Here is a 14058-nt window from a genome sequence, read left to right on the forward strand (position 1 = left end):
CGCGGCCGCCGGAGCGGCGGCTGGCCGCAGCCGACCTCAGGTCTGCAGGGCCCAGTCCGCCACCTGCCAGCGCATCTGCCCCCGGTCGGCGACGACACGGCCGAGCCCCGGGAAGGGCATGTGCGTCGCGGCGATCAGCGCGCCTTCCGAGGCGGCACGGGGAAGGAAGCGATCCCGCATCGCCTGTGCCGCCGCGCGGTCCTGCTCGAACAGGAAGCCGACATCGGGCGCCCCGGGATGAACGACCGGAAAGATCATGTCGGACACCATGATGAGGCTCTGTCCGCCATCCTCGATCCGCACGCCGATATGGCCGGGGGTGTGGCCGGTCAGGTCGACGATGGAGACGCCGCGCACGATCTCGCGCTCGCCGTCGATCGCCTGGAGCTTGGGGTAAAGGCGTACGACCTCGCCGGCCATGCGGAAGCTGGTCTGCAGATAATCGGGCGCGCCGTTGCGCTTGGCCGGGTCGGTCCAGTGGGTAACGTCGCGCCGGTCGATATAGAGCTCCGCCTCGGGGTAGTTGTTCTTACCTCCGACAATCAGCCCGCCCATGTGGTCCTGATGCATATGCGTCACGATCACCGCGTCGATCTGGTCTCGTTGCAGGCCGAGCGCGGCGAGCGCCTGCGGCAGCGCGCCGGTCTGCCCGATCGAGCCGGCCGGACCGGCATCAATCAGGATCCGGCGCTCGCCGTCCTCGACCAGATATTGGTTGAACAGGAACCGCACGCCGCTCGGCCGGGCGGTGAACTGAGCGACGGCCGCCTGCTCGACCTCGGCGGCGTCGCGGCCCGGAAAGAAGCCATAGGGCATATCGGCATAGCCGTCCGTCAACGCGGTGACGGTAAAGCGGCCGATGCGGATCTGCGCCAGCGGCGTGACGCTGACCGGTGCCGTCGGCGCGACGGCAGCACCTGGGTTCGCAGCGAGGACTGGCGCGAGCCCGCCGTCGATCAGGCTGCTCCCAAGGAGGCTTCCCCCGATGAGGCCGAGAGGAAGACCGCTGGTAAAGGCACGGCGGGACAGTCGAGGCATGGTGCACTCCCTCTGATCATTGGACGTGGTGGAGAGCCGACCGGCTCAATCCGACACGGCGCAAGATTAGGGCATCCAGATTTGAGGAAGTATCCTGCGATTTCGGGAGATGGCCTCCCGAATTTTGGAAGGATGCGATGGATCGTTTCGAGGCGATGTCTGTACTGATGGCGGTTGTCGAGGCAGGCAGCCTCTCGGCCGGGGCGCGGCGGCTGCGCACGCCACTGGCCACGGTCAGCCGCAAGGTCGGCGAACTGGAAAAGCATCTGGGCGTCCGGCTCGTGCTGCGCTCCAGCCGCGGGCTCGCCCTTACCGATGAGGGCCGCGCCTTCGTCGCTGCGTCACGGCGCATATTGGAGGAATTGCAGGCGGCGGAGCGCCAGGCAGCCGGCGATTATGGCGCGCTGCGCGGCGGACTGCATGTGACCGCGCCGATCGCGTTCGGCGAGCGCCATCTGCTGCCTGTCGCGTTGGAGTTCCTGAAGGAGCAGCCGGAGATCAATCTGCGCCTGACGCTGGCCGATCGGCAGGTCGGTCTGGCCGACGAACATATCGACGTGGCCTTGCGGATCGGGCATCTGGCGGACAGCGCGCTGATCGCGACGCGCGTCGGTACCGTGCGCCGGGTGATCTGTGCGAGCCCGGCCTATCTCGCCCGCCGGGGCGTGCCGCGCCAGCCGGACGATCTTGCCGAGCATGACGGCATCAGCTTCCAGGGCTTCGCAACCGCACCGGAATGGCGCTATCGGCGGGACAGCGCGGCCTTCGCCGTCGAGCCGCGCCCGAAGCTGGCGGTCAACACGACGGAGGCGGCCGTTCGGGCGGCTCTAGCGGGTCTCGGCATCATCCGCGTGCTGTCCTATCAGGTGTCGGACGAGTTGCGCTCCGGCCAGCTGCAGGCCCTGCTGCCAGATTTCGTCCCTGAGCCGCTGCCCGTGAACCTCATCTATGCGCCAGCTGATCTGCTGCCGCTGAAAGTGCGGAGTTTCCTCGACTGGACCGTGCCGCGCCTGCGCGCGCGGGTGGCCGGGCTCTCTGTGGGTGGGCCGTGAGGGCGGCCGCCGGACCACGGGAAAGGAAGGTTCAGGGCCTCGCCCAGCAGTTCATATCCGCACCGCATGGATCACCCGCGTCTCCGGCCCGTTGGTCGATGCCAGCGGTACGCGTTAGGCGGCCGGATAGGCGACCTTAAGGGGCCGCCAGCGCCTAATCGCTAGGATCAATCGCTGGGGCTGGTACGCGTCGAACAGGGGATCACCTGCCGCATCATGACCTGGGCCGGATCGTCCCCGTGTTCCCTGGTGATCGAGACGAGCCGCACGTCATGCCTGGCGAGACGGCGGATGGGCATCTCCAGCCCGAAGGCATTGCGGAAGAGGCGACTGAAGCGATCGACCACGATGATGTCAAACGGTTGATCGTTATTGCAGGCCCGCTCGATCATCCGCTGGAATTCGGGGCGAGTGTCGTCCATGGCCGAGTCTGGCGCGGCGGTTCTTTCGCGGGCGCATAGGGACGGAGGCCGAAGCCTCCGTCCGCGGGATGCCTCAGTTTTTCTTCGGCGGGGTTGCGGGCCAGCTGCCGATCAGCGTGTCGTAGTCGACGGTCTCGCCCTGCGGCTTCTCGTTGGCGAGCTTGGGCTGGGGCGCGAGGTTGTCGGTCTCCTTGGCGAGCTTCACCCAGTATTCCATCGGGTGCTTGGCATTCAGCTTCGGGCCGCAGTCACCCTGCACGCCGGAGCGCTCGAGGCGCTCGAGCACCGAGTCCTGCGCCGCGGCGAGGCTGTCCATCGCCGCCTGCGGGGTCTTGGCGCCGGAGGAGGCGTCGCCGATGTTCTGCCACCAGAGCTGCGCCAGCTTGGGATAGTCCGGAATGTTGGCGCCGGTGGGCGACCACTGCACGCGGGCCGGCGAGCGGTAGAACTCGATCAGGCCGCCGAGCTTGGGCGCGCGCTCGGTGAAGCTCTTGTCCCAGATGTCGCTCTCGCGGATGAAGGTGAGGCCGACATGGCTCTTCTTCAGCGAGACGGTCTTGGAGGTGACGAACTGGGCGTAGAGCCAGGCCGCCTTGCGCCGGTCGACCGGGGTGGACTTCAGCAAGGTCCAGGAACCGACGTCCTGGTAGCCGAGCTTCATGCCCTCCTTCCAGTAGGCGCCCTTCGGCGAGGGAGCCATGCGCCATTTCGGCGTGCCGTCGGCGTTCATCACCGGCAGGCCGGGCTTCACCATGTCGGCGGTGAAGGCGGTGTACCAGAACATCTGCTGGGCGATGTTGCCCTGCGCCGGGACCGGGCCGGCCTCGGAGAAGGTCATGCCGTTGGCGGCGGCCGGCGTGTATTTCTTCAGCCACTCGATGTACTTGGTGATCGAGTAGACGGCCGCCGGGCCGTTGGTGTCGCCGCCGCGCTCGACCGAGGAGCCGGTCGGGCGGCAGCCTTCCATGCGGATGCCCCATTCGTCGACCGGCTTGCCGTTGGGCAGGCCGCGGTCGCCATTGCCGGCCATGGAGAGCCAGGCATCGGTGAAGCGCCAGCCGAGCGAGGGGTCCTTCTTGCCGTAGTCCATGTTGCCATAGACCTTGACGCCGTCGATCTCCTTGACGTCGTTGGTGAAGAAGTCGGCGATGTCCTCATAGGCCGACCAGTTCACCGGCACGCCGAGCTCGTAGCCGTACTTGGCCTTGAACTTGGCCTTGATGTCCGGGTTGGTGAACCAGTCGTAGCGGAACCAGTAGAGGTTGGCGAACTGCTGGTCGGGAAGCTGGTAGACCTTGCCGTCCGGCGCGGTGGTGAAGGCGATGCCGATGAAGTCGCCGAGGTCGAGCGTGGGCGAGGTGACGTCCTTGCCGTCGCCGGCCATCCAGTCGGTCAGCGGCACCGCCTGCTTGTAGCGGAAATGCGTGCCGATGAGGTCGGAATCGTTCACCCACGCATCGTAGATGTTCTTGCCCGACTGCATCTGGGTCTGGATCTTCTCGACCACGTCGCCTTCCTGGATGAGGTCGTGGGTGAGCTTGATCCCGGTGATCTCGGAGAACGCCTTGGCGAGGACCTTGGCCTCGTATTCATGCGTGGTGATGGTCTCGGAGACGACGTTGATCTCCATGCCCTTGAAGGGTTCGGCGGCCTTGATGAACCATTCCATCTCCTTCATCTGCTCGTCCTTGGAGAGCGTGGAAGGCTGGAATTCGCTGTCGATCCATTTCTTGGCGGCGGCCTCGTCGGCCCGCACGGGGGCGGCGAAAGCGATCAGCGCCATGGCGCTGGCGGCCAGCAGAAGCCGGCCTCGGCTCTTTGACGGCAACATGGGTCTTTCCTCCCGTTTCTTCCCAGAATTCCGCGGCTTTCCACCGCTTCGGCGAATTCACACGAGGCGGAACACCGCCAGTGCGTAGACAAGGCAGAGCGCGAGCGCCCAGCCGAGATCGGGTCCCACCAGGCCGAGCCAGGCGAGAGTGATGAAGGCGCTGCCGAGCAGCGTGATGAACAGCCGGTCGCCGCGCGTCGTGGGGATGCCGAGCACGCCGACGCGGGCCCGCTCGGGCCGGCGCAGGGCGAGCACGGTGAAGACCGCGAGGAGGCTGGCGATGACGGCGAAGAACAGCGCCGTCGGCCAGGTCCAGGCCATCCAGGCGAAGTTCTCGGAGAGGCGCGCGGTGATATCTTCCATCACATCCTCCCGTCACACCCGCCCGAGGGCGAAGCCCTTGGCGATATGATTGCGCACGAACCAGATCACCAGCGCTCCGGGGATGAGGGTCAGCACGCCGGCGGCGGCGAGCAGGCCCCAATCGATGCCGGAGGCCGAGACGGTGCGGGTCATGATCGACGAGATCGCCTTGCTGTTGGTCAGCGTCCGCGCCAGCAGCAGTTCCACCCAGGAGAACATGAAGCAGAAGAAGGCGGCGACGCCGATGCCGCTGGCGATCAGCGGCATGAAGATCTTCACGAAGAAGCGCGGGAAGGAATAGCCGTCGATGCGGGCCGTCTCGTCGATCTCGCGCGGCACGCCGGAGATGAAGCCTTCGAGGATCCATACCGCCAGCGGCACGTTGAAGATGCAATGGGCGAGCGCGACCGCCCAGACTGTGTCGAACAGACCGATCGAGGAGTAGAGGTTGAAGAAGGGCAGGGCGAACACCGCGGCCGGCGCCATGCGGTTGGTCAGCAGCCAGAAGAACAGGTGCTTGTCGCCCACGAAGCTGTAGCGCGAGAAGGCATAGGCCGCCGGCAGTGCGACGCTGATCGAGATGATGGTGTTCAGCACCACATAGCTGAGCGAGAACAGGAACCCGTCGAACCATTCCGGCGAGGTGAAGATGACGGCATAATTCTTCAGCGTCGGCTCCGCTGGCCACAGTGTCATCGTGGTCGATATCTCGACGTTTCCCTTGAAGGACAGGTTGATGAGCCAGTAGAGAGGAAGCATCAGGCAAAAAAGATAGGCATAGAAGACGATCCGGCGGGTCATGACCGGGGCTCCTGGCTGTCGCGGGTAACAAGGACCGTGTAGAATACCCAGCACACCGTCAGCACGATGAGGGTGTAGACCATCGACATGGCCGCGGCCTTGCCGAGGTCGAACTGGCCGAGGGCGATCTTCACGAGGTCGATGGATAGGACCGTCGTGGAATTGCCGGGTCCGCCGCCCGTCACCACGAAGGGCTCGGTGTAGATCATGAAGCTGTCCATGAAGCGCAGCAGCACGCCGATCATCAGCACGCGGCCGAGTTTTGGCAGTTCGATGTAGCGGAATATGGCAAGGCGCGAGGCGCCGTCGATCCGGGCAGCCTGGTAGTAGGCGTCGGGGATCGACTTCAGCCCGGCGAAGCACAGCAGAGCCACGAGGCTCGTCCAGTGCCACACATCCATGGCGATCAGCACCAGCCAGGCCTGGGCGGTGCTGCGGGTGGCATTGAAGTCGAAGCCGATCGCATTGATGAGCCAGCCGAACAGGCCGATATCGCTGCGCGTATAGAGCAGCCAGATCGTGCCGACGACGTTCCATGGCACGAGCAGCGGCAGCGCCATGACCACAAGCCCGATGGCGAGTTGCATGCCGCTGCGGGGCATGCACAGGGCGACGAGGATGCCGAGCGGCACCTCGATGGCGAGGATTGCCAGAGAGAAGGCGGTGGAGCGTCCGAGCGCCGCAAAGAAGCGCCCGCCCAGATCGCTCGATGGATCGAGCAGTTCCTGATACCAGCCCAGCCCGTTCCAGAAGAACTGGTTGTTGCCGAAGGAATCCTGGAACGAATAGTTCACCACCGTCATCAGCGGCAGGATGGCGTTGAAGGCCACCAGCGCAAAAACCGGCAACACCAGGAACCAGGCGCGGTTGTCGATGGATTTGTTCATGGCTCGCCCACCAGCAGGTTGTCGGCATAGACGTGGATGCGTGCGGGGTCGAAGGAGATGCGCACCTCGGGGCCCGTCGGCGGCGGTTCGCCCTCCGGCACCTGCGCGGACAGCCGGTGCCCTTCGAAGAGGACCCGGGCGTAGCGCACGCGGCCGAGGTCCTCGAAGCGTTCAAGTTTCGCGGGGTACCCGCCGCTGGCGGTGAGGCGGAGATGATCCGGCCGGATACCGATTTCGACCTTCGCCCCCGCCGGCAAGGTCGGGTAGTCCCGTGCCAGCGCGACGCCGGCGCCGCCGACCCGCGCGCCGCCGGCCTCAATCTGCGCCGGCAGGAAATTCATGCCCGGCGAGCCGATGAAATGGCCGACGAAGGTATGGGTAGGACGGTCATAGAGTTCATCCGGCCGGCCGGACTGCACAATGCCACCGTCATGCATGACGACCACCGTGTCGGCGAAGGTCAGCGCTTCGGTCTGATCATGCGTCACATAGATCATGGTGATGTCGAGGGCGCGGTGCAGGGCCTTGAGCTTGGAGCGGAGCTCCCATTTCAAGGCGGGATCGATGACGGTCAGCGGCTCGTCGAAGAGAACCGCCGCCACGTCCGGGCGTACGAGGCCGCGGCCGAGCGAGATCTTCTGCTTGGCATCCGCCCCCAGGCCGCGAGCCCGCCGCCTGAGATCTGCCGTAAGCTCCAGCAGGCTGGCGATCTCGTGCACCCGCGCCTCCACCTGGCGCACGTCCAGTCCGCGATTGCGCAGCGGAAAGGCAAGGTTTTCGAAGACCGTCATCGTGTCGTAGACAACCGGGAACTGAAACACCTGAGCGATGTTGCGCCGCTCCGTCGGTTGGCGCGTGACCTCGTTGCCATCGAACAGCACCTTGCCCTGGGAGGGCGTCACGAGGCCGGAAATGATGTTGAGCAAGGTGGTCTTGCCGCAGCCGGAAGGACCGAGCAGCGCGTAGGCGCCGCCTTGGTTCCAGGTGGTGGTCATCGGCTTCAGCGCGTAATCCGAGGGTTGTGCGTGCGCCCAATAGGCGTGGGCGAGGTCGACGAGTTCGATGCGTGCCATGTCAGCCTCTCACGCCCCGGTGGTGCTGTCGGGCGCGATGACGACGCGCCCGCTGGAATCGAAGAGGAAAAGCCGCGCAGGATCGACATGCACGGAAATGGGCGTGCCGGGCTCCAGCTCGTGCACCCCCATGACGAGGGCCACCCAGCGCAGCGCGCCCGAATGGATATGGATGTAGCTTTCCGAGCCGGTGATTTCGGCGACCTCGACCGCCCCCGTTATCGGGACGCTGCCCCTTTCCGCAGCGAGCCGCAGGTGATGGGCCCGCACACCCAGCCGATAGGGGCCATCGGCGAGAGCCGCGAGGGCTCCCGTCGCGGGCAGGGCGGAGCCGCCGGGCAGGACGAGACGTGTGCCGCGCTTCTCGACCTCGGCGACATTCATTGGCGGATCGGAGAAGGTCTGCGCAGCGGCGAGGCTGACGGGATGGCGATAGACCTGCGCGGCCGGGCCGAACTGCAGCAGCCGGCCCTCCGACAGACAGGCGGTCTTGCCGCCGAGCATCAGCGCTTCGGAAGGCTCGGTGGTGGCGTAGACGAAGATGGCGTTGGTTTCGGCGAATATCCGCGGCAATTCCTCGCGCAGTTCTTCGCGCAGCTTGTAGTCGAGATTGGCGAGGGGCTCGTCGAGAAGCACGAGATCCGCGCGGCGCACCACGGCGCGGGCGATGGCGCAGCGCTGCTGCTGGCCGCCCGAAAGCATGAGCGGCGTCTTGTCCAGATGCCTGTCGAGCTTCAAAAGCGCGGCAGCCGCGCGTACCTGCCGGTCGATCTCCGCCCTCGGCGCCCCCCGGACCCGGAGCGGCGAGGCGATGTTCTCGTAGACCGTCAGCGCCGGATAATTGATGAACTGCTGATAGACCATCGCCACCGATCGTTTCTTGACCGGCACCGCGGTGACATCCCGTCCGTCCGCGACGAGGCGGCCGTCGGTCGGCGTGTCGAGCCCCGCCATCACCCGCATCAGGGACGTCTTGCCCGAGCGGGTAGGGCCCAGCAGCACGTTCACCGTGCCACGGTTCAGGGTCATTGCGATGGCGCGCAGGTGGTCCTGCCCACCGACCGTCAACGTGATATCCTCAAGCGACAACGACATCTGAGCCTCGTTACAGGGAGACGTTTCGGTGTGGACCAACCGGACGGGCCGATGAGTGAACTGTCTCTCGCCCGGCCTCGGCTCCGCTCGGTGGGAATGCCGGATCGCCGCAGGGGCGGGCCCTCGTGATCAGGCTTGCGGCCAGTCCTGTGCAAGGGCGCGGGTGAGGCCGAGGAAGCGGGCATATTTGCGGGTGTGGGCGGCGTGCTGCCCGGCCGCGGGTTCCCAGCGCTGGCGTACGCGCACCATGTGGTCGATGGCGGTGTCGAAATCCGTGTAGGCGCCGATCGCCACGGCGGAGGCAATGGCGACGCCGCGCGCCCCGAGTTCCGTCCCGTCGGTGACCTCGACCGGCAGACCGAGCACATCGGCGAAGATCTGCGCCCAGATCGCGCTGCGCGAGGCTCCGCCCGCCAGCCGGATGGTGGTGGGCTGGGCGGCATCATAGCCGGAGAGAAGCCGCTCGATGTCGACGCGGTGGGCGTAGGCGATGCCCTCGAAGATTCCGCGCAGCACGTCGCCAAGCTTGTCGGAGCGTTTGATGCCGAGAAGTCCCGCCGGTGCGCCCCCCGGTCCGCCGAACAGATAGGGGAGGAATAAGATGTCGTTCTCCCGGTCGAGCGCGTCGCGGACATAATCGTTGCACACGTCATAGACCGAGGAGCCGCTGGAGAGGGCCCTGGCGGCCTCGGCATCGAGAATCTCGCGGCAGAACCATTCGAAATTCGAGGCGGACGTGGCCGCACCCTCGGTGGCGAGGACCTGGCCGCCAACGGGGTAGGGCATCTGCAGAAATGGCGCCACCGAGAGCCGTGGCGTCGCATGCAAGGTCGAGTTGATGCTGAAGGTGCCGGCGATCATCGACAGGCGGTCGGGGGTCACCACGCCGGACGCCAGCGCCGCCGAAGCGACATCGGCCATGCCCCGCACCACCGGTGTGCCTTCCTTGAGCCTGGTCTGTCGCGCCGCCTCCTGCGTGACCCGCCCCACGACCTCGGCCGAGGGGCCGATCGGCGGCATCAGGTCGAGCCATGCACCGATGCCGAGGTCGCGAAACACCTCGCGGGCATAGCCGCCCTTCTCGACATCAATGGCCCCGGCGATGCCGGCGTCGGTCGGGTCGGTGGAGAAATCTCCGCACAGCCGCCCGCGCAGGAAATCCTTGCAGAACAGAACGCGCTCGGTGCGCGCCACCGTCTCGGGTTCGTGCCTGGAGAACCAGGCCATGAGCGCGATGGCCTGTCCCGGCCATATGCGCTGCTGGATGCGTCGGGCCGTCACGCCGGCGCGCCCGTTGCCTTCCCACTCCGCGACCATCTGTGCCGCGCGGCTGTCGGTGGAGACGACACCCGGCCGCACCGGGGTGCCGTCCCGGTCCGTGAGATAGATGCCGCTGCCATAACCGGAGCACGACACGCCGAGTACGTCGTCGGGGGACGTGCCGGTGGTCTCCAGCACCGAAGCGATGGATTCGCAGGTCGCCTGCCACATCCGTTCGGGATCGCGCTCGGTGTGGCCGGGCCCGGGAAACAGCATCTGGTTTGGTCGTCGTTCGCAGGCGAGTTCGCGGCCGTCCAGATCGAACAAGGCGGCCTTCGTCATCGTCCCGCCGGCGTCAATGCCGATCAGGCGTTCCCTCATGGCGTCCTCCCGGGGCCGGACTTTGCCGGCACGGCTTCGTTCATCGAAGCTCAACACGTAATTACATGTTAGATCATATCGGTCGCTTTTGCGCCGTCAACATCTTTCGTGATCCGGGAGAAACGCAGGAAATCGCCAAATTTTGTCCCTTAATGGATGGATTGACAGATTTTGTCCGATATGGTCGATCTAACTTGTAATTATAAGTTTGCGATGCGGGGCGACGGTTCGGAGGTCCATCTGTCGCTGGGCTTCTCGTCGCTCGTCCGAGCCTAATTGGAGTGCGCCATGCTGTCCCGCGACGCTATTCTCGCTGCCCTGCGACCGGCACCGGGTTCGGGCCAGGCCGTGCCGGAGGTGCTGATCATTGGTGCCGGCATCAATGGCGTTGGCGTGTTCCGTGATCTTGCGCTGCAGGGCGTGCCAGCGCTGCTCGTCGATATGGGAGACGTATGTTCGGCCACGAGCGCCGCCTCATCGCGCCTGATCCATGGCGGATTGCGCTATCTGGAGATCGGCGAATTCTCGCTCGTGCGGGAGTCGGTGGAGGAGCGCAACCGGCTGCTTCTGGATGCTCCTCATCTGGTCCGGCCGCTCCGCGTGCGAGTGCCGATCACGGACCGTTTCAGCGGCGCCATCGCCTCCGTGGGTCGTTTCCTCGGATGGGTCCAGACGCCGGGACCGAAGGGGGCGATGGTCGTCGCGCTCGGTCTGAGGCTCTATGACCTGTTCAACCGGCGTGACCAGACCATGCCCAACCACCGCATGGTGCCGGAACGCGAGTTCCGGGCCGAGATGCCGGCGCTGACCCCGGCGACCCGCTATGTCGCTGAATATCACGATGCGCGTCTCACCGCCCCGGAACGGCTCGGCGTCGAGCTCGTCGCCCAGGCCGAGGCGGCTTGCCCGGGGGCATGGGCGGCGACCTATCTGCGCGTGGCGGGCCGGGAGGGAGGGCGCGTCCTGCTGGCGGACGTCCTGACCGGCGAGCGCCTCGCGGTTGCGCCGAAATTCGTGGTCAACTGCGCCGGCGCCCGGGTCGACGAGGTAGACGGGCGCTTCGGCATCAACGAGCGGCTGATCGGCGGCACCAAGGGTTCGCATCTGGTGTTGCGGAACCGTGCCTTCGTCGAGGGTCTCGCCGAGTGCATGATCTATTTCGAGACACCGGACCACCGTATCTGCCTCGCCTATCCCCTGGACGAGACCCACGTGCTGGTCGGCACGACGGACCTGCGCACCGACGACCCCGGCGATACGGTCTGCTCGGAGGCCGAGATCGACTATCTTTTCGAGGTGATGGCGCTGGTGATGCCGACGATGCGGCTGGACCGAAGCCAGATCGTTTATACCTATGCCGGCATCCGACCGCTCCCCGCCAGCGAAGGCGTGGCCGGCGCCATCAGCCGTGATCATTCCATCCGCGGCTTTCCGCCTGAGGCCGATCGGCCGTTTCCGATACTGTCGCTGGTCGGCGGCAAATGGACAACGTTTCGCGCCTGCGCCGAGGAGATCGCGGACGAGGTGCTCGCTCATCTGGGCCACGCCCGTCGCTGCTCGACCGCCGGTATCGCCATCGGCGGCGGGGCGGGCTGGCCGCAGGATCGCGAGCTTTACATTACCGAACTGGCCGACCGCTTTGCGCTTTCGCCCGCGCGGGCTCGCGCGTTGTTCGACCGTTATGGAACGGATGCGCTGGTGAAGCTGGAAGGCTTCGCGCCGCAACATGAGATTCCGTTGACGACGCTTCCCGACTATTCGTATCAGGAGATTGTGGCCATTGCCCGCGAGGAGCGTGTCGTTCGGCTGGAGGACCTGGTGCTTCGGCGCACCCACATTGCGCTGCTCGGGCAGGCGACCGCGGAGGTCATCGCCGAACTCAGCGCGGTGGTCGGCGAGGCGCTGGGCTGGTCTGCGACGCGCATCGCGGAAGAAGTGGCCGCGACCACCCATGTGATCGCCACGCGGCATCGCCTGCCGGATGGGACCTTATGAGCCGACCACGCCGCCACGCTACCAGCCCCGAGGCCGATCTTCTGCCGACGCTGCGGCAGCTGGCGGAGCGGGACAATGGCCTGCGCGGCAACGCGTCCGGCCTGCCGCTCTGGTCGCAGGTGAAGACGGCACTGCTCAACCTCATCGTCACCGAGAAGCTGCCGGACAATGCCCGCCTGCCGTCCGAAGCCGAATTGTGCGAGAGCTTCGGCGTCTCCCGCACCGTGGTTCGCGAGGCGCTGAACCAGTTGGTCTCCGAGCGGGTGATCTACAAGCTGCAAGGCAAGGGTGCCTTCGTCGCCGCCAAGCGGGACGATCACGGCTTTCTCGGCTCCAATATCGGCTTTTCCGGTGAGCTTCATCACACCAATCATTCGGTGAGCCGCAGCATTCTCCGGCAAGAACTGGTGATGCCGACGAACCATGTGCGCCAGATGCTGCGGCTGGGTCATGAAGAGCCGGTGGTCGCACTCGACCGCATGCTTAGTGTCGACGGCATGCCGCGCATTCTCGTCTATACCTTCATCAGTCAGCGCCTGACGCCGGGCTTCGAGCAGGTGCCCATGCACAATCGCTCGCTCTACGACACGCTGGCCCGGCGCTACGGCATCACGATGAAGCGTGCCGAGCGCTGGCTTGAAGCCGCCACCGCGACGCCCCAGCAGGCGGAACTGCTGGAAATCCCGACGGGTTCTCCGGTGATCGCGATCGAGTCGGTCACCTACATGCAGACCGACGAGCCGGTGGAATATTACACCGCCGTCTACCGCACCGATCAGGCGCGGCTGCATTTCATCGTGAACTGAACGCGGCGGTTTCAGCGATAATGCGCCAGTATGGCGCGGGCCGTGGTCTCGTCCGTCACCAGCACATTGGCATAGCCGCCGCGCAGCATGGCGGCGATAGCCTCGACCTTCGAAGGTCCGCCTCCGACGCAGATCCGGGTCGGCACGGCGAGGAAATCCTGCCGCGGCATGGAGAGGTGGCGGTCATCGAGGTCGGTGTGCACGGGCTTGCCCTCCCGATCGAAGAAGTAACCTGAGACAAAACCGACCGCGCCATGGGCGCGATAATCGGCCAGCGTCGGCTCGGTCATGAAGCCGCTGTGCATCAGCGACGTGCCCTCGCCGAGATCGGTGACCCCGAACAGGGTGAGACTGCAACTGCGCAGCAGGGCGAAATGCTGGGCGACGATCGGTTCCGCCATAAGGCGCTGTTTCATGTCGGCGCTGGAGACGATGCCCGGGGCGAGCATGTTCACGCAGCGCCCTCCCACTTTCAACGCGATGTTGGTGGTGCACAGTTCCGGCGAGAAATCATAGGTGCCGATGGCGCTGCCGGTGATCTGCGCGATGGTGGTGCTTGGCAGATGCAGCGAGCCGAGAGACTGGGACAGTGCCATGACCGTGCGCCCCCAGGCCACGCCCAACACGCTGTCCGCCCCAATGCGCCGCTCCAGCAGCCTGGCGCCAAGCGCGGCGATGCGTTCGGCCACCGGCCGGTCGCCGCCAATGGCGGGGACGATGTAGCACTCGTCGAGGCCGGTCGCCTCGCTCAGCGTCCGGGCGAGGCGTAGCGCCCGGATCCGGTCGATGTCGATGGACACGCTCACCACGCCCTCATCGCGGGCCTTTTGCAGCAGATTGAACACGGTGGCGCGGGAGATGCCGAAACGGGCCGCGATCTCGTCCTGCTTCAGGCCTTCCTCATAATAGAGCCAGGCCGCGGTCAGAACCGGGTCGAGGGCGAATTGCGTCCCGTCCTGCGCCTTGCCGTCGCGCTCCATCCTCTTCGCCATGCCTCACCTGACCCCTCTGCCGATTTTTCCGCCGGATCATACGATCTCGGCCATCGGCAATA

General features: G+C 65.9%; 13 protein-coding genes. 3 read left to right on the forward strand and 10 right to left on the reverse strand.

From position 1 onward, the window contains the following. Positions 1-36: 36 nt before the first annotated feature. Complete coding sequence (locus tag AC1PZ7_RS09070; RefSeq protein WP_482359138.1) at positions 37-1038, reverse strand: MBL fold metallo-hydrolase; 1002 nt, start codon at positions 1036-1038, stop codon at positions 37-39. A gap of 137 nt (positions 1039-1175) precedes the next feature. Between AC1PZ7_RS09070 and AC1PZ7_RS09075 the strand changes: the two genes are divergently transcribed. Continuing rightward, complete coding sequence (locus AC1PZ7_RS09075) at positions 1176-2090, forward strand: LysR family transcriptional regulator (RefSeq protein WP_482359139.1); 915 nt, start codon at positions 1176-1178, stop codon at positions 2088-2090. Positions 2091-2257: 167 nt separating this feature from the next. Here the strand turns inward: AC1PZ7_RS09075 and AC1PZ7_RS09080 are convergent, their stop codons facing one another. From AC1PZ7_RS09080 to AC1PZ7_RS09115, 8 genes are all read right to left on the reverse strand, one after another. Then, positions 2258-2512, reverse strand: coding sequence for a recombinase family protein (locus AC1PZ7_RS09080; RefSeq protein WP_482359140.1), 255 nt, complete (start codon positions 2510-2512; stop codon positions 2258-2260). A 73-nt stretch (positions 2513-2585) separates the two neighbouring features. After that, complete coding sequence (locus tag AC1PZ7_RS09085; RefSeq protein ID WP_482359141.1) at positions 2586-4343, reverse strand: ABC transporter substrate-binding protein; 1758 nt, start codon at positions 4341-4343, stop codon at positions 2586-2588. Between the two features lie 57 nt (positions 4344-4400). Then, complete coding sequence (locus AC1PZ7_RS09090) at positions 4401-4706, reverse strand: DUF2160 domain-containing protein (protein ID WP_482359142.1); 306 nt, start codon at positions 4704-4706, stop codon at positions 4401-4403. A gap of 12 nt (positions 4707-4718) precedes the next feature. Then, the gene (locus tag AC1PZ7_RS09095) at positions 4719-5507 is read right to left on the reverse strand and encodes a carbohydrate ABC transporter permease (RefSeq protein WP_482359143.1); all 789 of its coding nucleotides are present in this window, start codon (positions 5505-5507) and stop codon (positions 4719-4721) included. Next, positions 5504-6394, reverse strand: a complete 891-nt coding sequence (locus tag AC1PZ7_RS09100; RefSeq protein ID WP_482359144.1) for a carbohydrate ABC transporter permease — start codon at positions 6392-6394, stop codon at positions 5504-5506. Before AC1PZ7_RS09100 ends, AC1PZ7_RS09095 begins: the two co-directional genes overlap by 4 nt. Then, on the reverse strand, positions 6391-7467 hold the full coding sequence (locus AC1PZ7_RS09105) for an ABC transporter ATP-binding protein (protein WP_482359145.1): 1077 nt from the start codon (positions 7465-7467) through the stop codon (positions 6391-6393). Before AC1PZ7_RS09105 ends, AC1PZ7_RS09100 begins: the two co-directional genes overlap by 4 nt. A 9-nt stretch (positions 7468-7476) precedes the next feature. After that, positions 7477-8562, reverse strand: a complete 1086-nt coding sequence (locus AC1PZ7_RS09110) for an ABC transporter ATP-binding protein (RefSeq protein ID WP_482359146.1) — start codon at positions 8560-8562, stop codon at positions 7477-7479. Between the two features lie 129 nt (positions 8563-8691). Further along, on the reverse strand, positions 8692-10203 hold the full coding sequence (locus AC1PZ7_RS09115) for an FGGY-family carbohydrate kinase (RefSeq protein WP_482359147.1): 1512 nt from the start codon (positions 10201-10203) through the stop codon (positions 8692-8694). Positions 10204-10551: 348 nt separating this feature from the next. On the opposite strand from AC1PZ7_RS09115, the gene AC1PZ7_RS09120 reads away from it, so the two are divergent. Together AC1PZ7_RS09120 and AC1PZ7_RS09125 are read left to right on the forward strand one after the other, a co-directional pair. After that, a complete protein-coding gene (locus tag AC1PZ7_RS09120) occupies positions 10552-12198 on the forward strand; it encodes a glycerol-3-phosphate dehydrogenase/oxidase (protein WP_482359148.1) in 1647 nt (548 codons plus the stop codon). Beyond that, on the forward strand, positions 12195-13004 hold the full coding sequence (locus AC1PZ7_RS09125) for a GntR family transcriptional regulator (protein WP_482359149.1): 810 nt from the start codon (positions 12195-12197) through the stop codon (positions 13002-13004). Before AC1PZ7_RS09120 ends, AC1PZ7_RS09125 begins: the two co-directional genes overlap by 4 nt. A gap of 11 nt (positions 13005-13015) precedes the next feature. Here AC1PZ7_RS09125 and AC1PZ7_RS09130 read toward each other — a convergent pair whose 3' ends face one another. Beyond that, complete coding sequence (locus AC1PZ7_RS09130) at positions 13016-13996, reverse strand: sugar-binding transcriptional regulator (RefSeq protein ID WP_482359150.1); 981 nt, start codon at positions 13994-13996, stop codon at positions 13016-13018. Positions 13997-14058 lie beyond the last annotated feature (62 nt).

The organism is Ancylobacter sp. TW_SC_1, assembly GCF_056836805.1.

Excerpts from the sequence above, each read along its gene's own strand:
- AC1PZ7_RS09105 (WP_482359145.1), bottom strand. The coding sequence starts at position 7,467 with ATGGCACGCATCGAACTCGTCGACCTCGCCCACGCCTATTGGGCGCAC.
- AC1PZ7_RS09115 (WP_482359147.1), bottom strand. The coding sequence starts at position 10,203 with ATGAGGGAACGCCTGATCGGCATTGACGCCGGCGGGACGATGACGAAG.
- AC1PZ7_RS09070 (WP_482359138.1), bottom strand. The coding sequence starts at position 1,038 with ATGCCTCGACTGTCCCGCCGTGCCTTTACCAGCGGTCTTCCTCTCGGC.
- AC1PZ7_RS09075 (WP_482359139.1), top strand. The coding sequence starts at position 1,176 with ATGGATCGTTTCGAGGCGATGTCTGTACTGATGGCGGTTGTCGAGGCA.
- AC1PZ7_RS09100 (WP_482359144.1), bottom strand. The coding sequence starts at position 6,394 with ATGAACAAATCCATCGACAACCGCGCCTGGTTCCTGGTGTTGCCGGTT.
- AC1PZ7_RS09125 (WP_482359149.1), top strand. The coding sequence starts at position 12,195 with ATGAGCCGACCACGCCGCCACGCTACCAGCCCCGAGGCCGATCTTCTG.
- AC1PZ7_RS09080 (WP_482359140.1), bottom strand. The coding sequence starts at position 2,512 with ATGGACGACACTCGCCCCGAATTCCAGCGGATGATCGAGCGGGCCTGC.
- AC1PZ7_RS09130 (WP_482359150.1), bottom strand. The coding sequence starts at position 13,996 with ATGGCGAAGAGGATGGAGCGCGACGGCAAGGCGCAGGACGGGACGCAA.
- AC1PZ7_RS09095 (WP_482359143.1), bottom strand. The coding sequence starts at position 5,507 with ATGACCCGCCGGATCGTCTTCTATGCCTATCTTTTTTGCCTGATGCTT.
- AC1PZ7_RS09110 (WP_482359146.1), bottom strand. The coding sequence starts at position 8,562 with ATGTCGTTGTCGCTTGAGGATATCACGTTGACGGTCGGTGGGCAGGAC.
- AC1PZ7_RS09090 (WP_482359142.1), bottom strand. The coding sequence starts at position 4,706 with ATGGAAGATATCACCGCGCGCCTCTCCGAGAACTTCGCCTGGATGGCC.
- AC1PZ7_RS09085 (WP_482359141.1), bottom strand. The coding sequence starts at position 4,343 with ATGTTGCCGTCAAAGAGCCGAGGCCGGCTTCTGCTGGCCGCCAGCGCC.